Source organism: Edaphobacter lichenicola (assembly GCF_014201315.1).
Taxonomy (GTDB): domain Bacteria; phylum Acidobacteriota; class Terriglobia; order Terriglobales; family Acidobacteriaceae; genus Edaphobacter; species Edaphobacter lichenicola_B.
In genome coordinates this window covers 1,154,617-1,178,358 of sequence record NZ_JACHDY010000002.1, presented here as the reverse complement: position 1 = coordinate 1,178,358, position 23,742 = coordinate 1,154,617, and the positions used below count along the sequence as shown (strand labels likewise).

The 23,742-nt window shown below is 58.2% G+C and carries 19 protein-coding genes and 2 pseudogenes; 8 read left to right on the top strand and 13 right to left on the bottom strand.

Translation table 11 applies throughout. From position 1 onward, the window contains the following. The first annotated feature begins 85 nt into the window (after positions 1 to 85). Together HDF09_RS11215 and HDF09_RS11210 are read left to right on the top strand one after the other, a co-directional pair. Positions 86 to 3,370, top strand: a complete 3,285-nt coding sequence (locus HDF09_RS11215; protein WP_183766016.1) for a carboxypeptidase-like regulatory domain-containing protein — start codon at positions 86 to 88, stop codon at positions 3,368 to 3,370. Between the two features lie 75 nt (positions 3,371 to 3,445). Beyond that, positions 3,446 to 4,915 carry a tetratricopeptide repeat protein gene (locus HDF09_RS11210; protein ID WP_183766014.1) on the top strand — a complete coding sequence of 490 codons (1,470 nt, stop codon included), beginning with the start codon at positions 3,446 to 3,448 and terminating at the stop codon, positions 4,913 to 4,915. On the opposite strand, the gene HDF09_RS20770 is transcribed toward HDF09_RS11210, so the two are convergent. The 3 genes and pseudogenes from HDF09_RS20770 to HDF09_RS11200 all read right to left on the bottom strand — a co-directional run bounded on the left by HDF09_RS20770 (position 4,916) and on the right by HDF09_RS11200 (position 8,934). Beyond that, on the bottom strand, positions 4,916 to 5,077 hold the full coding sequence (locus HDF09_RS20770; protein ID WP_260181150.1) for a hypothetical protein: 162 nt from the start codon (positions 5,075 to 5,077) through the stop codon (positions 4,916 to 4,918). 405 nt (positions 5,078 to 5,482) lie between these two features. Then, positions 5,483 to 5,827, bottom strand: a pseudogene (locus tag HDF09_RS21335) (hypothetical protein); the annotation flags it as partial. A gap of 623 nt (positions 5,828 to 6,450) precedes the next feature. Further along, positions 6,451 to 8,934, bottom strand: a complete 2,484-nt coding sequence (locus HDF09_RS11200) for an endonuclease MutS2 (protein ID WP_311719279.1) — start codon at positions 8,932 to 8,934, stop codon at positions 6,451 to 6,453. 93 nt (positions 8,935 to 9,027) lie between these two features. Here HDF09_RS11200 and HDF09_RS21485 point away from each other — a divergent pair. From HDF09_RS21485 to hemB, 3 genes and pseudogenes are all read left to right on the top strand, one after another. Beyond that, positions 9,028 to 9,093 (top strand): annotated as a pseudogene (locus HDF09_RS21485) (zinc-ribbon domain-containing protein); the annotation flags it as partial. Between the two features lie 54 nt (positions 9,094 to 9,147). Next, complete coding sequence (locus HDF09_RS11195) at positions 9,148 to 9,564, top strand: hypothetical protein (protein WP_260181147.1); 417 nt, start codon at positions 9,148 to 9,150, stop codon at positions 9,562 to 9,564. 22 nt (positions 9,565 to 9,586) lie between these two features. Beyond that, the gene (gene hemB / locus HDF09_RS11190) at positions 9,587 to 10,576 is read left to right on the top strand and encodes a porphobilinogen synthase (protein ID WP_183766008.1); all 990 of its coding nucleotides are present in this window, start codon (positions 9,587 to 9,589) and stop codon (positions 10,574 to 10,576) included. Positions 10,577 to 10,606: 30 nt separating this feature from the next. Here hemB and HDF09_RS11185 read toward each other — a convergent pair whose 3' ends face one another. Together HDF09_RS11185 and HDF09_RS11180 are read right to left on the bottom strand one after the other, a co-directional pair. Continuing rightward, complete coding sequence (locus tag HDF09_RS11185) at positions 10,607 to 11,527, bottom strand: hypothetical protein (RefSeq protein ID WP_183766006.1); 921 nt, start codon at positions 11,525 to 11,527, stop codon at positions 10,607 to 10,609. Between the two features lie 3 nt (positions 11,528 to 11,530). Further along, on the bottom strand, positions 11,531 to 11,728 hold the full coding sequence (locus HDF09_RS11180) for a hypothetical protein (RefSeq protein ID WP_183766004.1): 198 nt from the start codon (positions 11,726 to 11,728) through the stop codon (positions 11,531 to 11,533). 238 nt (positions 11,729 to 11,966) lie between these two features. Between HDF09_RS11180 and lpdA the strand changes: the two genes are divergently transcribed. From lpdA to HDF09_RS11165, 3 genes are all read left to right on the top strand, one after another. Further along, positions 11,967 to 13,385 carry a dihydrolipoyl dehydrogenase gene (gene lpdA, locus HDF09_RS11175; protein WP_183766002.1) on the top strand — a complete coding sequence of 473 codons (1,419 nt, stop codon included), beginning with the start codon at positions 11,967 to 11,969 and terminating at the stop codon, positions 13,383 to 13,385. 75 nt (positions 13,386 to 13,460) lie between these two features. Then, positions 13,461 to 14,186, top strand: a complete 726-nt coding sequence (gene lipB, locus HDF09_RS11170) for a lipoyl(octanoyl) transferase LipB (protein WP_183766000.1) — start codon at positions 13,461 to 13,463, stop codon at positions 14,184 to 14,186. A gap of 176 nt (positions 14,187 to 14,362) precedes the next feature. After that, positions 14,363 to 15,970 (top strand): 2-oxo acid dehydrogenase subunit E2, encoded by a 1,608-nt coding sequence (locus HDF09_RS11165; RefSeq protein ID WP_183765998.1) that lies wholly within the window; start codon positions 14,363 to 14,365, stop codon positions 15,968 to 15,970. Between the two features lie 72 nt (positions 15,971 to 16,042). On the opposite strand, the gene purK is transcribed toward HDF09_RS11165, so the two are convergent. From purK to HDF09_RS11125, 8 genes are all read right to left on the bottom strand, one after another. Further along, positions 16,043 to 17,221 (bottom strand): 5-(carboxyamino)imidazole ribonucleotide synthase, encoded by a 1,179-nt coding sequence (gene purK, locus HDF09_RS11160; RefSeq protein ID WP_183765996.1) that lies wholly within the window; start codon positions 17,219 to 17,221, stop codon positions 16,043 to 16,045. Continuing rightward, positions 17,218 to 17,694: a 5-(carboxyamino)imidazole ribonucleotide mutase gene (gene purE / locus HDF09_RS11155; protein ID WP_311719273.1), complete on the bottom strand. Its 477-nt coding sequence runs from the start codon at positions 17,692 to 17,694 to the stop codon at positions 17,218 to 17,220. The genes purK and purE overlap by 4 nt, the downstream gene beginning before the upstream one ends. Positions 17,695 to 17,781: 87 nt before the next feature. After that, complete coding sequence (locus HDF09_RS11150) at positions 17,782 to 18,042, bottom strand: hypothetical protein (RefSeq protein WP_183765992.1); 261 nt, start codon at positions 18,040 to 18,042, stop codon at positions 17,782 to 17,784. Between the two features lie 8 nt (positions 18,043 to 18,050). Further along, positions 18,051 to 18,266 carry a hypothetical protein gene (locus HDF09_RS11145; RefSeq protein WP_179640267.1) on the bottom strand — a complete coding sequence of 72 codons (216 nt, stop codon included), beginning with the start codon at positions 18,264 to 18,266 and terminating at the stop codon, positions 18,051 to 18,053. 19 nt (positions 18,267 to 18,285) lie between these two features. Beyond that, positions 18,286 to 20,616, bottom strand: a complete 2,331-nt coding sequence (locus tag HDF09_RS11140; RefSeq protein WP_183765991.1) for a hypothetical protein — start codon at positions 20,614 to 20,616, stop codon at positions 18,286 to 18,288. Continuing rightward, entirely contained in the window at positions 20,613 to 21,875 is a 1,263-nt protein-coding gene (locus HDF09_RS11135; RefSeq protein WP_260181140.1) for a phage portal protein, read from the bottom strand. The genes HDF09_RS11140 and HDF09_RS11135 overlap by 4 nt, the downstream gene beginning before the upstream one ends. Positions 21,876 to 21,964: 89 nt before the next feature. Next, positions 21,965 to 22,822, bottom strand: coding sequence for a DUF3037 domain-containing protein (locus HDF09_RS11130; protein ID WP_183765987.1), 858 nt, complete (start codon positions 22,820 to 22,822; stop codon positions 21,965 to 21,967). Positions 22,823 to 22,867: 45 nt separating this feature from the next. Next, positions 22,868 to 23,701, bottom strand: coding sequence for a HipA family kinase (locus HDF09_RS11125; RefSeq protein ID WP_260181137.1), 834 nt, complete (start codon positions 23,699 to 23,701; stop codon positions 22,868 to 22,870). Between the last annotated feature and the right edge of the window lie 41 nt (positions 23,702 to 23,742).

The window sequence follows — 23,742 nt, the reverse complement described above, 5'->3', positions numbered from 1 at the left end:
GCTTTCAAACGGGCCCCGACTTCTGAGCGATCAGCCCAAAAAGTGTCGAAAAGCATTTCATAAACCTTCATTTTGGAGAGCCGACATGCGCGAGAAAAAAGGAACACAGCATCTCTGGAGTCGATCCCTCAGCGTATTGGTCCTGTTCTTAGCAGCGGCCACACTCCCAGCGATAGCCCAGTACAGCAGCGGAATTGAAGGAACCGTCACAGACCAGAGTGGCGCAGTGATTCCCTCCGCTCAGGTCACCGTCACTAATCAAGACACGCAAGTAAAACAGACCGCAATCTCAAACGCTCAAGGCTTCGTGCAGGTTCTTCATCTAGCACCAGGGCGTTATCATGCGACCGTTGTGGCCACTGGATTCACCACTTGGGAGCAGAAGGATATCGACATTGAAGGAACCGACGTTCGCTCCATCTACCCCAAACTGCTGGTCGGTTCCACGCAAGCCACGGTTGAAGTCACAGCCAACTCCTCCTCGGTGGAAACGACAAGCGGAACGATCAGCCGAGTGCTTGAGAGACAGACCGTCGAGAATGCTCCGCTCGTCGGAGAAAATCTGTACGCCAGCGTAGCTACTCTCGCTCCCGGCGTCACTGGTCTCGGTGGATCCTTCGGTGGCGCCAGCGGTTCAGGATCGCAGGGAACAAACAGCTTCAACGCCGAACCAGGCTTTCAAATCATTGGTGCCGGTCAACGTCAGGAGGCCAACGAATACCAGGTCGACGGAACCAGCGTGAACGGCAACTCTCGTGATGGAATTACGAACTTAACCCCAGAGCCTGATACCGTTGCGCAACTTAAAATCAGCACAGACGTCTTCTCAGCCGATAAGGGAAGACAGAGCGGAGCGTTGATCGAAGTCTTCACCAGGCCCGGAACAAACCGCTTCCATGGCGATCTTTCGGAGTTCTACACAGGATCGGCGCTGACCGCCCGCACGGAATTTCAGACCAAGGTTCCTCGCTATCTTCGCAACGACTTCGGAGGGTCAGTCGGTGGCCCTATCTTCAAGAACAAGACCTTCTTCTTCGGTTCTCTCTTCTGGAGCAAGAGCAGCCAGGGCGTCACGCTCACTCAACCGATGGAAACGCCCGAGTTCGTCAACTATGTGGAGACGAACTATCCCAACAGTCTCGCCGCGGCCTTCTTCAAAGACGCGCCAGCCGGTGGAATTCCAACCAGCGGCTTTCAAACAGTCAGCCAGATTGAGCAATCGCTCGTTAGTCCTTATCTCCCTCCAAATATTCCAGGAGATCTTGTTGCTCTGGGAAACGTATCGATCAATCAATCGCCCGTCAACAACGGGTTTCAAGGCCACATACGCCTCGATCATAACTTCCACGACGGCAACGACAAGCTCTTTTACAGCCTATTCCGCAATACTACCGAAGGCGGCGTGGCCAATCCCCGGCCCAACCTGGCCTATGTGAGCCCTAACGCGACTTGGTATCACAAAGTCGACTACATCCATACTTTTTCTGCCAGGCTGCTCAACGAGGTCAGTGCTTCTTACGTGCGCGCCGTCGGAGACCAGCCAGCCGCACCTAACGATCTCCCCAATCTCCCGAATGCTTATCCCGGAGGCCTCGGCGGAGGATTTTCTTCTTGGGGTCCTTCCGGATGGGTGCACAACAACTGGAACTGGCACGATGTCCTCACCTACGTGCAAGGATCGCACAACATCCGTATCGGTATAGACGTCGACCGTCAGCAGGATCTCGACAACTTCACTGCCGGTTTGGATCGACCTACGTTTTACTTCACAAATATCGTCGACTTCGCCGTCGACCATCCAAACTACCAGAGCGGTCCAATCGTCAACGTTCAGGCTGGTGGCACAGCACAGAGCCTCTACTCACGTGTTCTCATGTTGCAAACAGCTCCGTTCCTCCAGGACGACTGGAAGGCCTCCAAGAAACTCACGCTGAACCTTGGCCTCCGCTGGGACTACTTCGGTCATCTCGGCACCGTGAGCTACGGAAAGAATCCTCTGGCGCTATTTACTCCTGGCTCTGGCGGAACAGCTGAAGATCAGATCGCGAACGGCTCGATGCTCGTCCGTGGTTCAAACGGTCAGGTAGTTGACAATGCCATGTGGCGCTTCGCTCCTCGTTTCGGATTCGCCTATGACGTCTTTGGCGACGGTACAACGTCCGTCCACGGCGGATGGGGACTCTTCAACAACAAAATCGGAGATCTGTCATACGTAGACGGAATTCGAACGAATCCCCCTCAGTTTGCAGATCCCAGTATCAGCATCTATAACGCTGGCACCACCCTGGCGAATTTCTCTTACGGCGCCAGTACCAGCGGCCCGACTGGATTTGCGCCTCCACCGGGTATCTCGTACGAGGTCGATCCCCACGGCGGTCTCGTCGGAACTCGCATTGGGGTCGGTGGCCTTCAACCCAATCTCGTTCCACCTGAAGTGCAGGATTGGTCAATTAGTATTCAGCGTAGCATCGGCAGCAGTGTCGTTATCGAAGCTGATTACTTCGGCACATCTAGCACCCATCTCTACTTTCAGACCGACTCCAACCGCTACGCTGGCGATCTAATTCAACATGACGGTTCACTTTCTAGACTCAACTCCAGCTTCGGTGCTGTCGTCTATGGCCAAAGCATCGGTAAAGCGAATGCTGAAGTCGGATCATTAGCCATCTCCAAGCGCTTCTCTCGAGGCTGGTCTACCCATGCCATTTATAACTACGGCAAAGCCTTGGACTACACCAGCAGCAATGACAATGGAGTTGGCGGAGCAGAGAATGTAATCGACGTCAATAATCCACGCCGCAACTACGGTCGCGCCGACTACGACTCGCGGCATCGCATCTCAATCGACGCTGTCTGGAATATTCCAGGCATTGGAAAAGGCATTGAGCACCTGATTACAGGTGGCTGGACCCTGTCTCCTGTCATCGTCCTTCAATCAGGGCAGCCCTTTACGGTTTACACCACGGCGCCTTACCCATCAGGTGACTTCAACGCTGACGGTTATAACTACGATGTTCCCAACGCTCCGGCTTTTGGTAGCACCAAGTCGACAAGCCGATCCGACTTCCTCAAAGGTGTCTTCGCGACCTCTGACTTCCCCCTCCCAGCAATGGGAACCGAGGGTAATCTAGGCAGAAACACCTACAATGGGCCTGGACTGGCAAACACTAACCTTGCCGCAGAACGGCTCTTCCGGTTACCTTTCCTTGGTGATGCCGGGAGCTTCCAGGTGCGGGGCGAGATACTCAATCTCTTCAACAGAGTTAATCTAACCAATCCCGTAAGCGACCTCTCCAATGGTGAATTCGGCAAATCTACAGACCAGAATCTTCCCCGTACTATTCAGGTACTTGGCCGGATTCGATTCTGATCACGACTCCGCTACGTATCAGTTATGTCTCTATACTGATACGCAGCGGATCTCATCTCCTGGGTTTTTCTGAAAATGTCCAGCAAGCGGTTTATCTCTCTCATCGGCGTCTCTCTCGTCGCCGCCTGCTTCGCTCAAGGCCAAGACTCCACGGCCGCTCGTAAGGCCGCAGCATCCGCACTCTCATCTCGTCAGTACAACCAGGCTCTTCGCGACCTTGAACCGCTACTAAAACAGCACCCTCGCGATCCAATGCTACTCACGATGCGTGGTGTTGCATTGGATGGTCTCGACCGCACCACAGAAAGCCTCTCGAGTTTCGACCGAGCGCTTGCGATCGATCCCGCCTTCGTCCCCGCACTCAAGGGAGCAGCGCAAATCTCGTATCTCCGCGCCAATCCTCGTGCACTGGAATACGTCAAGAAGCTACTAGCGGTCATGCCCGCCAACGATGTAGGCAACGCTATGGCTGGAGCGCTCTCCTACCAGGCACATGACTGCGCAGCCGTGATCACGTACTTCACCCTCAGTAACGATCAGGTATATCGCGATCCGAAAGCACTCGACGAGTTCGCTGATTGTCTTCTTAAACAAGGTCAAAACGATGAGGCCCTGCGTGTCCTTCTGCGCGGAACCCAGCTGCATCCAGAGAGAGCTGACCTAACCTACAATCTTGCCGTGGCACAACTGCGCACTCACCAGCCAGCCGAAGCGATCAAGACCCTCACGCCTCTCTCGAACTCCAACGACTCCGATCTGCTCAATCTCTTGGCCTCAGCTTACGTCCAAACGAATCAGCCCGACGATGCCTTTCGTGTCCTCGAGAAGGCAATCGAGCTGAAACCAACGGATCAGACAAACTATCTCGACCTCGCCATACTCTGTCTCGAGCACAACCAGGAAAACAGATCTGTTAAAGCAGCAACCGCAGGAATCGCACGAATCCCAAAGGCCGCATCTCTTTATCTCATTCGAGGTGTCGCCTATGCGCAGCTAGCCCAATACGACCAGGCTGAAAAAGACTTCGTGGATGCCGCGCAGCTCGAACCAGATCAGCCGCATAGCGTAGTTGCCATGAGCATGCTGTACTCCGATCGCAATCAACCCGATAAAGAGAAGGCGCTCCTCACCAAGCAGCTCGCCATTACTCCTAAAGACTCCGTCACGAACTATTTGCTTGCCGATCTCATCATCCGTTCGGGAGTTCAACCTGGCCAGCCGGCCTTTCAGGAAGCAAAAGGCTATCTCGCCACCTCTCTTGCCACGAAGCCAGACTCCGCCGAAGCCCAGATCCTTATGGGTCACCTGCTTGAACAGGAAAACGATATCTCTGACGCGGTGGCTCACTACAGCAAAGCGATCGAGTTAGAACCGGACAACCGTTCTGCACTCGACCGTCAGTTCATTCTTCTGCGCAAGCTGCACCGCAACGACGAGGCGGCTCAAACCCTCCAACATCTCAAATCGGTGCTGAATAATGAGATCGACCAGGAAAGGAAATCTTTCCCTGCCCGGACCAGTGCCGCTCCTCAGGAGCAGCCGTAGTCATTGTTGTTCAGCCGGCGCATACACCTTGATCCAGTGGGTGCGCATCCTCGTCCGAATCACCTGGTTGCCGGTCTCAGAGACGATTGCATTTGTCTGCTCTATCGGCATGTGGCAGTCGATGCAGTTGCCTTTGATCGAAGGACCCATCGTCTTTTCCATCCCACAGCTTTCCACACGATGGCAGGTCAAGCATCTCTCGGAGTACGACGCCGCCGGCCGCTCAGCCGCATGCACATCGTGGCACGTAGAGCAACTCATCTCCGGAGACGATAAGTAACACCGGCTACGCTTCAAAAGGCCCACCTGGTTCGCGTGCACATCAGGATGCATGTCTGCGGTCGCAGTATCCTCGCTCAGATATCGCGCAAGCGGTTCCCCGGGTGTGAAGGAAAATGCAGGCGCGTTCTCCTTCTGTGCGGCACCGTTATGGCAAAGTGCGCATAGGTCCACCTGACTATCTCGCGCGAAATGCTTCGGGTTCAATATCAGCGTCTCCTGCAAGTGCCTCTTAGTTTGACCCGTTGCAAAGAGCGCCGCATGCCGCGATCCCGGCCCATGGCACACCTCGCAGGAGATCCCGGGGACCAGGCTCTCTCTGTCGTATCGGTTGCCCATCGGGTCGTCCGATAGTGCTTTAATATAGCTGACGTGGCACTCCAGACATCGCGGAGACGCAGGCCGATCGAAGTTTGGCGGACCATTCCTATAGCCCGGACTATTAATCCATCGGCCGCCATCCGACCAGTAGCTTACCGGCAACTCGAACAACTGATCTCCTCGCCAATACAGATAGCTCTGTCCACGCACTCCTGAGCCAACCACCACACCAACCTCTTCGCTTCTCCTCTGGAGATCTCCGGCAAAACCAGTAACGGCCGCAATATAGTACTCCGCGCCTCTCTTCTCCATCTCATAAGAGATACCTGGGTCGCCGATAGCTGGCGCAGGGTCAGCTATCTTAAGAGTGTTTGATCCCTTAGCGAAAGAACCGAGAATGGCCTCAGCTGTCGGATTCTGTGAAGTGAGGTGATGCGCCGTATGCACATAAGACAAGCTCTGGTCGACGTGACACGACTTGCATGTTGCATCGCCCACATAGCCTTCGCGCACATGGGATCCCTGCACTGCGTCGTGCGATATCTGTAATCCGTGACTGGTCCTCGCGTGTGCAATCAAAATCAACCCCATTGCGCACGCGGCAATTGTTGGGCCTGATGAGTTCACCCTTGGCGCACCCCGTTCCTGAGCTCATCCAGACGATACAACAGAATTTTGAAGCCCTGTCATATATAGATTTGATCCCGTCTGCTGGCCGGTTGCTCGTGCGGTGAATTCCTTTACTCTCTGAAAGCGCAACATTATCGTTTAAATCCCCTGTTTTCCATAGCATCCCGCACACACAATGCGTGTCATTTAGGCCCGCAATATATGCTTAATCGCGCAAGATTATCGTCTAAAAAAGAACCCACAAATTGGCTTAATAGCTAGATTGTGGGTTCTTTGCATGGATCGATAAAAGACTTATTCATCAATCACTGGCGCAGTTCGACTTCGGTTGCGCCTTGTCCGCCCTGATTTTGCGGCGGCTCGGTGACGGTGGTGACGTGAGGATGATTGCGGAGATATTCGCGCAAGGTTCGACGCAGGACGCCCATGCCGGTTCCGTGCACGATGCGAATGCGCGGCAGACCGGCGAGAAAGGCGCGGTCGAGAAAGCGCTCTACTTCCGTTTGCGCTTCGTCGGCGGTACGGCCGATCACGTTGATCTCGGAGGTCATGTAGTCGGTGTCGCTGTTGGCTGTGGCGACGGTGATGCCTCCGCGTTTGCGTGCGGCTTCGAGCGGCGTGACGACCTTAACGGACTCAACCTCTGCAATGTCGTCGATGGCGGCGCGCATCTTCATCGGCCCCATAGAGACTTCGAAGTTTTTTGCGTCGATGATGCGGTCCACCCGCGCCTGACGTCCCAGGGATTTGAGTTTGACGAGGTCGCCGACCTTGATGCTTTTGGGAATGTGGGGTTGAGCGGCGGGGTCGTTCTTGTCGGCTCGTGTTGTGTGCGCGACGACGGTGGAGTTGAACTGCTCAGAAAACTCTCGACGAAGGGTTGCCATGCGGCGATCGGAGTCGCGAGCTATCTTTTGAGCGAGGGTCTTGTCGTCAATGGCTTTTACGGTCTCGCGCAGCTGATAGGCGAAGTCTTCGAGGAGAGAGTTGAGCGTGGTTTCGAGCTCTTTGGTGCGGGCTTTTTGTTCGACGCGGCCTTCGACTTCGACGCGGGCTTTTTCGCGGGATAGCTCGCGTTCACGCTGCTGCATCGTTTCGCGTTCTGCGGCCGCTGCGGTGAGCTGGTCGTGGAGCTGGTCGAGGAAGGCTCCGATGTCTGCTGTCTGCGTGGTCATCTGGGCGCGTGCAGCCGCTATGATGTCAGGTGCGAGCCCGAGTCGCGCTGCGATGTTGAGACCGGCAGACGCTCCGGGTACGCCGAGACGCAGTTCGTAGGTGGGGGTAAGGGTCTGCTGATCGAAGCCGACGGCGGCGTTGAAAACGCCGTGGTGATTGGCGGCGTAGACCTTCAGTGAGGTGAGGTGAGTCGTGATGCAACACCACGCATTCAGAGTGAGGAAGTGGGCTGCGATGGCGACCGCGAGAGCCGCACCTTCTTCGGGATCTGTGGCGGAGCCTAGTTCGTCGAGCAGGACGAGCGAATCGGTTGTGGCTTCGCGGGAGATGCGATCGAGATTGACGACGTGTGCGGAGAAGCTGGAGAGATTGCGCTCGATGGATTGGGCGTCGCCGATGTCGGCGTAGATGCTTTGGAAGAGGGGGAGCTTCGCCTCTTCGGCAGGGACCGGTATTCCAGCCTGGGCCATCAGCGAGAGCAGACCGAGGGTCTTGAGAGAGACAGTCTTTCCTCCGGTGTTGGGGCCGCTGATGATGAGCTGTTTTGCTTCGGGAGGGAGGATGATGGTGAGTGGAACTGGCGTCCTGGGTTCTACGCCTTCGGCTAAGGCGTCCGCACGCATGCGAAGCTCCAGCAGAGGATGGCGAGCGGCGGTGAGCGATAGCTCTTGCGTGAAGGTTGGGCGGGAGCAGTTGAGGGTCTCGGCGACGCGGGCGCGGGCGTGGTGCGATTCAACCTCCGCGAGGATGCATGCGCCGAGGTGGATGGCGGCAGAGTTTTGACCGAGAGCGTGCGTCATCGCGACGAGGATGCGGTGTATCTCTGACTGTTCTTCGTCGAGAAGCCGCACGAGCTCGTTGTTCTGCTCAATGGTGTCTAATGGTTCGACGAAGACGGTCTGGCCGGACGAGGACGAGCCGTGAATGACGCCGGGGACCTTGCGCTTGAACTCGGACTTTACGGGGATGACGAAGCGATCGCCGCGAATGGTGATGAGATCTTCCTGCGTGCTGCCACCTTCGCTGAGGCTTTGGAGAGATCTGCGGAGGGTTGCTTCAATGGCGCGGTGCTGGCGCTCCATGGCGCGGCGGAGGCGATTGAGTTCTGAGGAAGCGTCGTCGTTGAGGCTGCCGTCAGGCTCGATCTTGCCGCGCAGGAGGCGAAGAAGTGGCGCGAGGTCGTAGTCGAGCAAAGGCGCGGAGAATGCGGCGATCCCCGGCCACTCGTAGCGGGTCCCATTTTGGGGAGGGTCGATGAGGTTGCGCCAAGCAGCGACGCGTTCCACGACGGCGAGGACATCACGAATCTCGGTGGACTCAAGAGCAGCGCCTTCGATGCGGGCTTTGTCGAGAAGAGTGGTGGGATCGAAGAGTCCGCGGAACTCGAAGCTTCCGCCTCGCATGAGCATAGCGCGCAGCTCGGCGGTGCGTTGTTGCTGCTGGTCAATCCAGGCTAGGTCGGCGCAGGGTTCGAGCGCAAGGATCCAGGCGCGGCCGAGAGGGGAGAAGGTGCGGCCGGCGATGTACTCACGGAGTCGCGGCCACTCCAGGGCGGCGGCGCTCATTTCGCGCAGCGGAGAGGCGATGATCGGCAATAGCTCTGGTGAATTCACTTCTTTTATCGTACCCTCCAGGGAACTGCCGACCGAAACCTTGCGTAGCAAGGAGAACGCTGGGCTGGCGCCTTGAGTAGTTGGAGGTGTGAGATGGTCTGTCAGGCATGTGGGTCTTCCCTTGTTGATGGTGTTCATTTTTGTGCAAAGTGCGGGGCGCAGGTTGCTGCTGCGCAACCAATGTATGCTGCTTATCCGCAGCCGCCGGTGCCCATGGCGGTTCCCCGGGTACAGCGGAATCTGCAGACGCTTGGAGTGCTTTGGGTTGTCTTTGGAGCGTACCGGATTATCGGCGGGTTGATGGGTATGTTCTTTCTGCGGGCATTTGCGTTCCGCAACTTCGGCGGGTTCGACTGGCCGTTCAACAACCATGCTGGCCTCGAGCACTCGTGGATGGGCGCGTTGTTTCCCCTAATCGCTGCTTATACTGTAGTTATGGCTGCGCTGGCGGTGCTGGTAGGGTATAGCCTTTTGACGAGGCGGCCTTGGGGAAGGACGTTCGCCATCGTCGTCGGAATCTTGACTCTGCTGAAGCCACTCTTCGGCACAGCACTGGGGATCTATACGCTTTGGGTATTGGCTCCAGGGGCGTCGGGGCTCGAGTACGACGCGATCGCAGACCGAAGCTGAAGGGTGGACGTAAACTGGAGATATGAACTTTCCAGCTACGCGTCTGCGCCGTCTGCGCCGTACCGAGGCCATGCGATCTTTGGTTCGCGAGACTCATCTGCACCCCGGTGCGCTGATCTACCCACTTTTTATCTGCCCTGGTGAAGGAATACGCAAAGAGATCAGCTCCATGCCCGGGGTCTTCAATCTGTCGATCGATGAAGCCTTGAAGGAAGCCGAGGCCTGTGCCTCGCTTGGGTTGGGAGGGTTGCTGCTGTTCGGTCTGCCGTCCGAGAAAGACGAAGAGGCATCCGGCGCCTGGGCCGAGGACGGCATCGTGCAGCAGGCGTTGCGAATGTTGAAGAAGAACAGAGCGCTTGATTCACTGGTCACAATCGCCGATGTCTGTTTGTGTGAGTACACCTCACATGGCCACTGCGGAGTTGTGGCGCGGGATGGTGATCACTACGAGATTCAGAATGATTCGAGTGTCGCGCTGATTGCGAAGACGGCCGCGTCATTGGCCAAGGCTGGCGCGGATATTGTCGCGCCTTCGGACATGATGGATGGCCGGGTTGAGGCGATTCGAAATGCGCTCGACGCGGGCGGGCACGAACAGACTCCGGTGATGAGCTATGCGTCGAAGTTCGCATCGGCGTTCTACGGACCATTCCGCGAGGCGGCTGACTCGGCTCCGCAGTTTGGCGATCGTCGCAGCTATCAGATGGATGGTGCGAATCTTCGTGAAGCGATGCGCGAGATCGATCAGGACATCGCCGAGGGTGCGGATATGTTGTTGATGAAGCCTGCGATGCCGTATCTGGATGTGATTCGCGCGGCGCGGGAGCGATACGATCTGCCGATAGGCGCATATCAGGTTTCGGGGGAGTACTCGATGCTGCATGCGGCGTTTCAGCGCGGATGGCTGGAGCCCGAGCGGACGATGATGGAGTCTCTGCTGTCGATCCGAAGGGCTGGAGCGGACTTTATCGTGACGTACTTTGCGAAGGATGCGGCGAAAGTACTCGCGTAACAAGCGATTCATCAGGGTGATCCCGTCAAGCTAAGGCGAGTTGATGGGATCGTCGAAGCTGTCAGGAGGAAGCTGGGTGATGATCGCCTCCTCCCCGAAGCGGGCGCGCAGCTGAGCGAGCGTAGTGTCCTGTTGCATGGGTGGGACATAGCGAATGTTGTAGTTCGCAATGGTACTCGCCACGAGATAGAGCTTTGCTCCTGGAATCGTGCGCCAGTAACTCTCGCGGGCCTTTTCGGCGCCTCGCTCTCGATCGCGTTCGAGCTCTGCCTGCTGGTAGCGTGCAGCACGTTCAAGGAAGATGCCCTCCAGCTTCCCGTCCTGATCGAGAAACCAGTCGACAAGTTTGCCGCGATAGAGAATACCCGCAGCGAGGGCGTCGATCTCGACGTCGAAGTCTTGCTGGCTTCGCGGCAGGGAACGAGTGGTGAACAGCAGCTCCCACTCCGAGACATAGGTAAGCAGAAAGTCATCGCAGAAGCGCTTTAGCAGTCGGTGCATGCGCTGGTTGGTACTGTAGTCGCCGTAGCGCGAGACGATCAGGCCCGACGCCCATCCCTCCAGCGCGCAGAAGAGCCACAGCAAGGAGAGAAAACGTCCCTGCTCCAGAAACGCACGCAGGTAAGCGTCCGACAGATGGACTCTGGCGATAAGTGGATTCGACGGAGAAAGTTCAGGGCCCGGCAGAAGCGAACGAAAGACAATGCGGTATGCCTCGGCCTTCGGAGGTCCGATTGTCAGGGTCGGCAACTCGCCCAAAGGTGTATGAACCAGCAGGATCCACGAGAGAACAAAGGGCGCCACCGTCACGAGCAGCGAGAAGACGACCTCTTCGGTGCGGGTGCGTTGGTATCTTCTCGCGGGAATATAGGCAGAGAAGAAAAGGCGGTAAATCACACCAGGCGCAAGCAGGTAGCCGATCAGCAGAAATCCCGCGACCAGCGCACTCATGGTCTAGGCGGACTTGCGGACGATGCGGAAGCGGTGGCCTCGGTCATCGGTGAAGAGGGCTACCCCGCTTGCGGCCAGATCGCGTCGTACCGCGTCGATCTTTTCGGTAAGCGTGGTCTCCGGTGAAGGGGACGAATCGGCCTCCTCTTCGAAGACGCTGTTGCGCAGTGCGCTCGTCAGCCGGGCTACATTACTAACCATCGAAACATTCTCCCTCGTTCGATTATCAAGCCTCTGTCAAGCGTTTTCGCTGAAATTTCGCTTTAGTTCACTCGTTCGTTACCTGTCGGCGATATTTATTCAGGAGGTGTCTTCGTCTGTTCCTGACGATCGACAGTCCTCTGCGCGAGAAGTGTGGTCGCGGGCCTTCTGTCGATAGCCCATCGCTTGAGCGTAAAATTGAAGTGTTTGAGTTCCCTACATCCTATGGAGTGTTCCTTTGGCAGATACAATCTATGATCTTGTAGTGCTCGGCGGTGGACCCGCCGGATATACCTGCGCGATTCGCGCGTCGCAGTATGGTCTAAAGGCGGCGCTGATCGATGCGAATGACCGGCTGGGCGGAACGTGCCTGCTCTGGGGCTGCATTCCCACCAAGTCGATGCTCTTCTCTGCCGAGCTGTGGGATCACCTGAAGCATGCCGACCGTTATGGCATCGAAGTGGCGCCGCCCAAGTTGAACTGGAAGGGCGTGCTGGCGCGCAAGGACGATGTGATCTCGCGTCACGTCAAAGGTCTCGACTTCCTGATGAAGAAGAACAAGATCAACGCCATCAAGGGCTACGGTCGTTTGACTGGTCCGGCGAAGGATGGCGTCCACACCATCGAAGTGAAGACTGCCGATGGCAAGACCGACACGATCAAGGCCAAGAAGGTGGTGCTCGCGACCGGCTCAGACGCGCGCATGCTGCCGGGTTACACCCCGGACACGACCATCCTGACCAACTACGAGATTCTGAAGATCGACGAAGCCCCCAAGTCGCTGGTGGTGGTGGGATCCGGTGCGGTCGGGGTCGAGTTTGCTTCAGTCTTCAAGAGCTTCGGAGCGGAGGTGACAATTCTCGAAGCGTTGCCGCGCATGGTGCCTGCGGAGGATGAGGACGTCAGCAAGGAGCTGCTGCGCCTCTTCAAGAAGCGTGGAATCGACGTGCACCTCGGAGCAAAGGTCGATAAATTTGAAAAGAATAAAGATGGAGTGGTGGTTCACTTTACCAAAGCAGACGGCACCGGCGAGACCAAGCAGGCGGAGAAGGTGCTGGTAGCGGTTGGCCGTGCGCCGCGAACCTACGATCTAGGTCTCGACAAGGTAAAGATCACACCAGATCGTGGCTTTATCGTCACCAATGAATGGATGGAGACGACAGAACCGGGCGTCTATGCAATCGGTGATATCGTTGCAGGTTTGCCTCAGTTGGCGCACGTCGGCAGCATGGCTGGGCTCGTGGTTGCGGCCAGAATAGCAGGCAAATTTGCCAAGCCTGTGAACCGCACGCACATTCCAGGTTGCACCTACTGTGATCCGCAGATTGCGAGCGTCGGTCTTACCGAGGCGCAGGCAAAAGAGAAGGGCTTCCAGGTCAAGGTCGGCAAGTTCCCGTTCGTCGGCAACTCGAAGGCTACGATCCTCGATGCACACGATGGCTTCGTCAAGGTCGTCTCGGATGCGAAGCACGGCGAGATTCTCGGCGTCCACATCATTGGCACCACCGCGACAGAGATCATCGCCGAAGCCGTTACTGCAATTGAGTTAGAGGCGACGATCGAAGAGATGATGTTCACCATCCACGCGCATCCGACGGTCGCCGAGGCGCTCCTCGACGGCTTCTCAAGCGTTGAAGGCATGGCGGTCAACGTCTAGTCCGTATCAAGGTTAAGACTGCAGCCGGGCCACTTGGCTCGGCTGTTTTCTTCAACTGTTGAAGCCACAAACAGCATGCATATCAATCTCCTCAATCTCGGTCGCGTCCCATACAGCGAAGCGCTCGCCATCCAGCAACAGGTCATCGCCGCGCGAAAGCAGAATCTGATCGGCGATACGCTTCTGATGTTGGAGCATCCGCCCGTACTGACGCTTGGCCGTAACGCGCATCGCTCCAACGTTCTCTTGAGCGCCGAACAACTGACCCAACAGGGAGTCGAGCTGCATGAGATCAACCGTGGCGGCGACGTAACCTATCACGGTCCTGGCCAGCTCGTCGGCTACCCCATCATCGATCTACGCGGTGACCTGCCGGGCAAAAAAGGACCGCATCTAGGCCCGGTCGACTATGTGCGTCTGCTCGAGGAGGTCTTAATCCGCACCTGCGGCGACTTCGGCGTCATGACCCAGCGCATCTGCAAGCTCACTGGGGTTTGGACTATGGCAGGCGGAAGCATCCGCGAGAAAAAAATCGCGGCGATTGGCGTCCACGTCTCTCAAGGCGTCACCTCGCACGGCTTCGCGCTCAACGTAACCACGGATCTAAGAGACTTCGACTGGATCATCCCTTGCGGCATCACCGATCGACAGGTCACGAGCCTTGAACTGGAGGCCGACCCAGACCGCCAGCCGACGATGGAGTCCGCTCTCAACTCCGCCTCCAGAAACTTCGGCCGAGTCTTCGAGCGGCAGATGCTCTGGTGCGAATCGGTCGATCAACTCCTTGGCACGCATGTATGAAACGCGAAATCTCGTAAGACAGCCGCTGTTCGCTAACCGCACCGCGCAGCCAGGTTTCACTCAGCAGCCGTATAATCCCATTTGCGCACGCCCGATTGCGGACCGGGCTGATACCAGGCGGTTTTAGCCGCTCGCACCTGAAAGCCGCACCTGAAGTTAGGGGAGAAGAGAGATACATGCCGACTGACGTAGTTATGCCCCAGATGGGCGAATCCATCACCGAAGGCACCATCACAAAATGGCTTAAAAAACCGGGCGACGCCATTCAGCGGGACGAACCCCTCTTTGAGATCTCGACCGACAAAGTAGACGCGGAGATTCCGTCGCCCGCCGCTGGCACTCTGAAGGAGATCAAGATCGCCGAAGGAACTACGGTCCAGATCAACACTGTCGTCTGCAGCATCGACGAAACAGGCTCGTCCTCCGCACCTGCCGCCGCGCCCGCAAAGGCTGAAACCGCGGCTGCTCCCGCAGCGAACACTGTCGCAACGGCCGCAGCTCAGGGAAATCCCCCTGCCGCAACGGGTCCGGGAACCGAAGTCCTGATGCCTCAGATGGGCGAGTCCATCACCGAGGGGACCATTACCAAGTGGCTTAAGAAGGTGGGCGATACCGTCCAGCGCGACGAGCCTATCTTCGAGATTTCGACCGACAAAGTTGACGCCGAGATCCCATCGCCCGTAGCCGGTATCCTCTCCGAGATCAAGGTTCAGGAGGGTGCCACCGTCACGATCAACACGGTCGTCGCGGTTATCGGCGGCGCTGCCGGCAAATCGTCCGCTCCGGCTGTGTCTACTCCCGCTCCAGCCGCGGCTGCTTCGGCGCCTGCGACCTCTGCAGTATCTTCCGCTTCGGCAGGCGAACGGGTTCGCTCTTCACCGCTGGTCCGCAAGATTGCAAAAGACAACAACGTCGATCTCTCGCAGGTTCCTGGTACAGGAGCCGCGGGCCGCATCACCAAGACCGACATCGTCAGCCATCTGGAGCAGGGTCCGAAGCCTGTCTCCGCCGCGTCCGTCGCTCCTGCAGCCTCCTCGCCAGCCCCAACCGCTGCCAAGCCGGCCGCCCCTCAGCCGCAGCCCGGCGAACTCGTTCCGATGACCAAGATGCGCTCCATCATCGCGCAGCGCATGGTCGAGTCCAAACGCACCAGCCCGCACGTCCACACCGTCTTCAAGGTGGACATGACGCGCATCGTCAAGCTCCGCGAGAAGGAGAAGTCAAAGTACGAGCAGCGCAACGGCGTCAAGCTGACCTACATGCCCTTCATCACCCGCGCCGCTATCGTCGCGTTGCGCAAGCACCCCATCGTCAACGGTTCGGTGGAAGGCGACGCCATCCGCTACAACAAGAACATCAACATCGGGATTGCCGTCGCGCTCGACTGGGGCCTCATCGTTCCCGTTCTAAAGCAGACTGAGGAGAAGAACTTCCTCGGCATCGCGCGCGGCATCGTCGACGTAGCCGATCGTGCCCGCAACAAGAAACTTTTACCCGATGAGATCTCGGGTGGCACCTTCACGCTGACCAACTCCGGCATCTTCGGCGAGCAGTTCGGCACACCGATCATCAACCAGCCACAGAGCGCGATTCTCGGAATCGGCGGCCTCAATAAGGAAGCCGAAGTCATCACCGACAAAGACGGCAACGACTCCATCGCGATCCGCTCCATTCAGCGCTTCACGCTTGGCTTCGACCATCGCATCGTAGACGGCGCCGACGCCGGCAAATTCATGTCCGACTTCAAGGCATACTTGGAGAACTGGTCCGAGGACATCGGCTAGCAGCTTCAACTTTAAATACAAAAGCGCGGCAGACTTGAAATAAGTCTGCCGCGCTTTCTTTTCTCATTTCGTTTACAGCAGAGCCTTCGCCCGCAACACCAGCTCAACCGCCTCATCTGCCGTTGCACCAACCGCCGAGAGATGCCCCATCTTCCGCCCTTTTCGGGGCCTATGTTTCTCATATAAATGCAGCCGAACCCCGGGTACAGCAAGTGCCGCATCGAACCTGGGTTCGACAGCCTGTCCATCCTTCAGCCACAAATCTCCGAGCAGATTCGCAATGGCAGCAGGTTGCACAATACCAACATCACCCAGCGGCAGATCACACACGGCCCGCACCAACTGCTCGAACTGTCCCGTCACACACGCCCGCACACTCGCGTGATAGCTGTTGTGCGGCCGCGGAGCTAGTTCATTCACCAGCAGCTTCCCATCGGTCATGCAAAACATCTCAACCGCAAGAACTCCCTCAAGCTGAAACGTATCGGCAATCGCCTCCGCGATCTCTCGAGCCTTCGCCTCCATCTCCGAAGAGAGTGGAGCAGGAATTACGCTCCAGGCCAGAATCTGCTCCTCATGGTGATTCAGCGCTGCCGGATAAACCTTCACCTCGCCATTAGGAGCACGTGCAACCAACACAGAGATCTCTTTCGCCAGATTGACTGCCTTCTCGGCCACGCCAGCCCGCTCCCCCAACGCCTCCCAGGCGCCCCTCACCTCATCTTCGACAGAGGCGCCGACAGTAAATCCAACCTTACCCTGACCCCTTCCGTCATATCCGCCAGTCGCACTCTTACAGAAACATCTGCCGCCAAGTGCAACCACCGCATCCCGCAACTCATCCAGCGATCGAACCGCGCGATACTCCCCAACCGGAAATCCATTTCGCCGCAGCCAATCCTTTTGCTCGATCCTGTCCTGAATCACCGCGAGCATAGCACCGCCCGGCCGCACCGGCGCGTAGCTCGCCGCCGCTTCCATACTCGCCGGCGAGATCTGTTCAATCTCCAGCGTCACTACGTCACAGCCGCGCGCAAGATTCGCCGCCTCCCGCGAATCATCCCATCCCGCCTCGATGCATCCATCCACCACAAACCGCGCAGGACAAGCCGGATCGGGATCAAGCACAAGGATGCGATACCCCATTCCGCGAGCCGCCATCGCCGTCATCCGCCCCAGCTGCCCACCACCAAAGATCCCGATCGTCGCACCCGGCAAAATCGGCTTCGCATTCGAAGAACCAGAGCTCACGCGCCAACCTCACCTTCTCCGACTACCTGCGCAAGAACCCCATCCCGCCGCGCCATGCGCCAGGCCACGAGTCGCTTCTGCAGCGCCGCATCCGTAGTAGCCAATATCGCCACAGCCAACAATCCAGCGTTCGTAGCCCCGGCCGCCCCAATCGCCAGCGTTCCCACTGGAATCCCCTTCGGCATCTGCACAATGCTCAACAGCGAATCCATCCCTTGCAGCGCTGTCGCCGGAATCGGCACGCCAAGCACAGGCACAACAGTCTTCGCCGCAATCATCCCAGGCAGATGTGCCGCGCCGCCTGCACCAGCAATGATCACCCGAAGTCCGCGCGCAACGGCAGAATCTGCATAATCAAACAGAAGATCAGGCGTCCGATGAGCCGACACGACGCGCACCTCGTGCGCAACTCCAAACTCCTTCAGCACCTCGACGGCGCCTCGCATCACCGCATAATCGCTGCGGCTCCCCATCACAACTCCAACTAAAACAGTGCCCAGCGGCTCGGCGTCCATGGCCCGATTATACGGTTTCCAGCGCACACCGCGCCCCTGGCAGCACTACGAGCGATTTGCCCATAGACTCGCGTTCAAGCACATCACCACGCCGTCAATCGTCATACTCAGCCCCTGGGTAAACTTGTCCGCGTCGGCGATTTGCTTCCTCGTCACAGCATCGGTGATGTTGATCGCAGCTCCCACGATCTCCACCGCCGCATCCTTCTTTTGCTCCCCGGTCTTCGCCCCAAACAAAGCCTCAGTTCCTTGAATCACCCCTGGAAGCAGGGCGATCGATCGCAAAAACAGCTTCAGAAAATCCATAACTTCTCCTATCGCCTCAAGTAGTCAATCGCCATATGAAACATCGCCAACACAGCTCCACCTGCGCCCAGCAGCCCCTTGATACGCTGCACGCTGCGTTCATGCTGCTCGACCCTGTCCTCCAGCTGGGTCAGTCTCCCTGGCTGTCCTATCCCCAGCAGATGTTCCATCTGGTTCTTCAGCACACTCAAATCCGCTAATACCTGCCCTTCGAACTCTGTCACCTTCTCCTCCTTCCACCCATCACTCACTTACCGGTAAATTCGTAAACACCGCACTTGAAAATCGCGAGTACAACGGAGGCGTCGACCCATCGAACATCCTGACGTAGTAGTGCTCCACCTGTCCCTCGCGAGGAATCGAAAAGCTCCGCACCGGACTCCTCAGCACCAGATCCTGATCCACTCCCGGCCCAAAATTACCGTCCCGCCGCCTCACCTCGAACCCACCCCCGGTTGGAGGAGCCGTTCCACAGTCCACCTGCAGATCCGTCCCTGTAGCGCTCACGACCTGCAACTGTTGCAAATTTGCCAGCACGCTCCCACCAACCGGCAACGTCGAACTCAACGCCTTCTGTGGCAGCAGCGCATCGACAGCGATTGCCTCGGACAGCGTCAGCCCCAGCCCCTCAGCCCAGTCATTAGCAAACGCCATTCGATAGGTGAGCATCTCGGGACGCCCCATCCCATCGACGATCTCGACCTTTCGCACCACCGCACTCATCGTCTGTCCAGCGCTGGTAATTGCGAGAACATCTCCCGGCCAAACGTCCTGAGGATTTACCGCCACATAAGTCCCAGAGACAGCCGCCGCTCGACTGGCTGAAAAACTCAACACCGCCATCGCAGCACCCTCGCAATCCATCGAACTCCGCGCCGCCGGCTTCACCACCTTCCCCAGCCACTGCGCCGTTCCCGGCATGCCACCGGCAGCCTCCTCGGCAACGCTTGCCGTATCAGCCAACCGTGCCACAGCTCTCAGCCGCCCACGATACGTGACGGTTACAAGTTCCCCCGCCACTGGAACTCTGCCGGCAAAGAATGTAACCTTTCCTGCTGCAGATATCTTGCAATCAACGCCCTCACCCGCAACACCGATCAGCCGCGTCATCTTCACGCCGCTCGGCAGCGTACTCACCACCCAGCCAGAGCCCGTCTGCATGATCCTGCAGTAACCCATCGACCCGATCAGCTGCACGCTGTTCACCGCAACAAAGGTGCAGTTGGCCGGCGAGGTCACCACCGATCCGTCATACAGAACTGTAGCCGGAGTATTCGAAGCTGCCCCGAGATCCTGCAGTTCAAACACCACAGACATCGGCGCTGTCACCAGTCCGCCGCCAAACGACTTCACCACGCCATCCACCATCGCGTAGTAGTTTTGCAATACACGTTGTATCTCCACGCAATGCAACCGAATGCGCAGGGTATAGGTATGCCCCTGCAGCATCGGGAACACCGTCCCCACCTCAGCGCCATTCACAAATGGAACCGCAACCGTGTTTCCTCCACTCTGCCGCACGTTGTAACCCACAAAGCAGTTCGCACTCTGCGTAGCTCCCTGGTACAACCCGCACACCACCCCGGCGCTTGCTCCTCCAAGCTGCAGACTTCCCGCTTCAATCACCAGCGAGCCACCCATCTCCACCTGATCGATCGCGGTCAGTGTGGTCTGCCCATCGAAGCCATTTCCTCCAGTCATCGTCAGCCCGGATGCGCCCAGTCCAAGATGCGACCCCGGATCGGTGACTTGCCAGATCTGCGTATCGAGCACCGCCTCGTTGAAGCTGTCGAGAAGAAACTGCACCGAGTTCGCTGTCTTCTTCGGACGAAACGGGTCCTCCGAAAGCTGAAATACGGTCGTCGTTCCATCCCCCGCAAACGTCTCGGTAACATAGGCTGTCGGTTCAATTTCGCCGCTCACCGTAACGTCGTTCGCAAGCTCCTTCACCGCAGTTGTCTTCAACGCCGCCACCTGGAGCGAGCCATCTCCATCGCTCAAAGCGTGGGTCACCGTCCCCGCCGGCTGCAGTCCAATCGCGCCATCCAGCACCCGATACGCCGCATAGGTTGCACTCGCAACGCCGCCCGCATTCGCAGACCAGCTCTCTGTCTGCGAGGGTTCGTAGACTCCAACCGACAACCCGTTCTTCACGCCGGTTGTCGTAAACAACCCGGCATCAACGCGATCCGTAAGAGTCGTCAGTAGCTGTCCACCGCTCTGCCCCAGCCCCGCCCCACTCAGCGGAACGGACTGCTTATCCAGCAACCACTCATCGCTCACCGCACTGAAAGCGTATCGGTAGACTGAGCCCTTCAACCCAGTCCCCGCATACACAGCCTCCGGGTCCGTAGCGATATACCCCGTAAAAAGAACCGTCCCGTTTGCCGCCGTAACCACAACGCGCCCCCGCCGCACCGGCACCGTCAGGCCAGCATCATTCACATCCAGCATGCCGCTGCATATCGAAGGAGTGTTCAACGTGCGTGCAATCTTCAGCGGCCCGCTAGTACAAAGGGCACCGCTATAGTCCACCGCACCCGCGCCATCCAGATTGTCGATCGTTACCTTCACTGTGTCACCGCCCCCTCGATCGGGCCTAACCCCCGCATCGCGCGAACCTCATCCACGGTCAGTACGCCCGCCTGCAACAGCGTCGTCTGCATCTGCAGCTCCTCCATCTCATCCCTGCTCTCCAGGTCGTTGAAGCAGAACTCGAACTCGCGCCAGCCCAGCTTCTTCGCAAACAGGTCGCGCGTAATGTGCTCCGCCACCAGCTTCGCAACCGGAACCACCGCGCTTTGGAACGCCTCGTCTGCCATCTCCCCAGCGGTCGATTTGTTAACATCGCTCGCCACCCCAAGCAACATCGGCGGCAGATCGAACGCATTGGCGATCATCCGAATCAGCGTCTCCTGCCACTGCAGCCGCAGATCAGCATCCGTGCCGCCGGCAAACTGGATCACCTCCGGCTTCTGCTCGCAGCTCAAAAACGGAACCCGGCCCGTGCCTTCAATCTCGTCTTGCCACCACCGAATCAGCCGGTCGTGCTCCTCCGGAGTAGCGTCGTTCAACCAGATCGCGTACTGCGCCACTGAGTTGCTGGCGAGCTTCCCCGCATACCGGCTCGCGCTCAGAAACTGGTTCACCGTCTCAAACGCAACCTCCAGCCTCCCCAGGCCAAACGGCGTGTAGGTACGTGGATTCAGCCTTAGATACATCAGCTCATCATCGAGCAGAGGCACCAGGGACTCCTGTCCCATCCGCCCCGTAGCCTGCGCATAGCGAGGCTTGTTCGGATCGCCATCCCACTTCGTATCGATTTGGATCGTCGCGCCATCCACCGGCCAAAGATGAAACGGTCTCTCAGGGTCCCCCGTACTCTCCATCTCCACCGCGCCGAATCCGCCCACCAGCAGATCCTCCAGCACCTGCTCCCAGAGCACCCGAAAACTGTCCGAAGCATTCGGCTCTTCCAGACACTGCCGCAGAACCTTCATGCGAGCCTCTGCATCCTGCACCGTCACGCCCAAATAGCCGCGCCGCACCTTCACCTGCCAGTCCATGCTCGCGATCTTGTCCTTCACCACGTTGATCGCCCGGCGCACCACTGGAGTCTCGGCGAACTTCCGCAGATTCGTCGCAGTCGGCTTCGGCAACGCGTTCTGCCCAGGCCGCCCCGCCGGTCTGTAGGGACTTAGCACCGAGGGAAGCATAGCCGTCTTCCTCTCGCCCATCCCCGCATCGCCCGCCGCCGCCTCAACTCCCGCCAGTCTCTGCCAAACATCCTTCACCATCGTCCGAACGCCCATCGCTACCCTCTCTCTTTCCATCTCTACTGCAAAAAGAAAAGGCACAGCCCCTGGGCCATGCCTACGTTTGAAATCCACCATCTTTCCGAAATCTAGCCGGAACTAACCTCTCAAACCCTCAACTCCACCCGAGCCGTCTCGGCCACCCGAGCCAGATCGCTCAACGTCACCACGCGAATCTCCTGCCGCTCCATCGCCTCCACCCCAAACCGATACCGCTCCATCGCCTCGTCTTCAGTGTCCGAGACAGCCCGTAGCGGCTCCACAATCGCAGTCAACTCCAGCTTCGCCCCCTCCACCCTCTGCACGCCCTCCACCAACTGCGGAGCCGAATAAGCCAACCCCTTCGCCGCCTCCACATCGCCCTCCAGCGACACTGCCTGCAACATCCGAATCACCCCACCCACAGTTGCCTCTCTCGATCCAGCCCGATACCCACAATCGATCTTCATCGGATCGCCCGCCCGCGTATACAGCGAAGCCGCAATCCTCTTCCGCATCAGCCCCCACACTCCAGCCCGCTCAAACTCTGTCCGCATCGCCCCAGCGATCGCCGCTCGTCCCGTTTTCTTCCGCTCGGCCTTCACCTTCAACGGCTCCACATACATCTTCATCAACTGCTCAATCTCTGCAGGCAGGCTCTCCGCCAGGCAAGCACGCACCTCGGTCATTTGCACCGAGTTCGCCAGCGTATCCTCAAGGATCTCCATCACCGGCTTGATTCCCGGCGTCTGGCTGGTCCCGCTCCGCAGCCGAGCTCCAATCTCCCCCTCCAGCGCCTCCAGCAAACCAATATCCGCATCCGCATCCATGCACTTCACTCGAGCCCAGTCCCGTGTAAAGCGCACCACCGCGCTATCGTCGCGTCCTGCCTCCCGCAGCAGCACGCCGATATTCGCAAACTCGCCCTTCACCACATCCGGCACATACCGGATCAGGAAGAACTCGCATTGGACCCGCTCAGCCATCAACCTCCAAACCCGCTACCACACGTACCCACCCGACCCCAACAACTACATTACAAATTTTCCCACTCCACTCATCTCTTCAAACTGCCTCGGCACAACAATTTTCTTCCCCGACGCCCACATCGGGAATGGTTCCCTGTTCGAATCCCGAAACTCCCCGATCAACTCCCTCACCCGCGACCGCCGCCTCAGCATCTGCTCCATCAGCCGCTCGATCACCTCTGTATCCCCGCCATACCACTCCGGCGGCACCGCCTCTGCGATCTCCCACAACGTCCCAGCCTCCATCGCCTCCACCCGGCTCAGCCACGGCTCGAAGCTCTCCCACCCTGTCACCCGCGCATACACCTGGTTCCTCTGGTACACCCCGCGCAGTGGCGAATCCGGAAACGTCCACTCTCCCGCGTTGAAGCAAAATCCCTGATCGATAAACGTCGCCCGATACTTCTTCTCCCGAGGCTTCCTCTCAAACACTGCCTGCCGACCGTTACAATTCCCCGCCCACTTATCGATGCACAACATCCCCGCGAACTCCGCCAGGTTCCTCACCTCATCCAGCTGCTGCTCCGGCAGATAGTCCACCACCTGCCCTGGCATCAATCCACCCACAAACTGCGATCCGAACTGCAACCCCGCCGCGTACCTCTGCCGCAGCCCCTTCGGCATCTCGACAAACATATCCAGCGTATTCGCCACCAGCCACTCGGTTACCTCGACCACATCGCTCTTCGGCACCGTCAGCCCCACTGCTGCGGCCAGTCGTGTTGCGATCAGCTCATTCGCCAGCACCCGCACATCCTGCGGATTATTCTGAAACTTCACCACCCAAAGCTTGCCATCCGCCCCCAGCATCAGCTGGCTCTGCGCTCCACCTCGCATTCTTCTGATCGCCTGTACTGCCAATACCGCCAAGCCGAGCA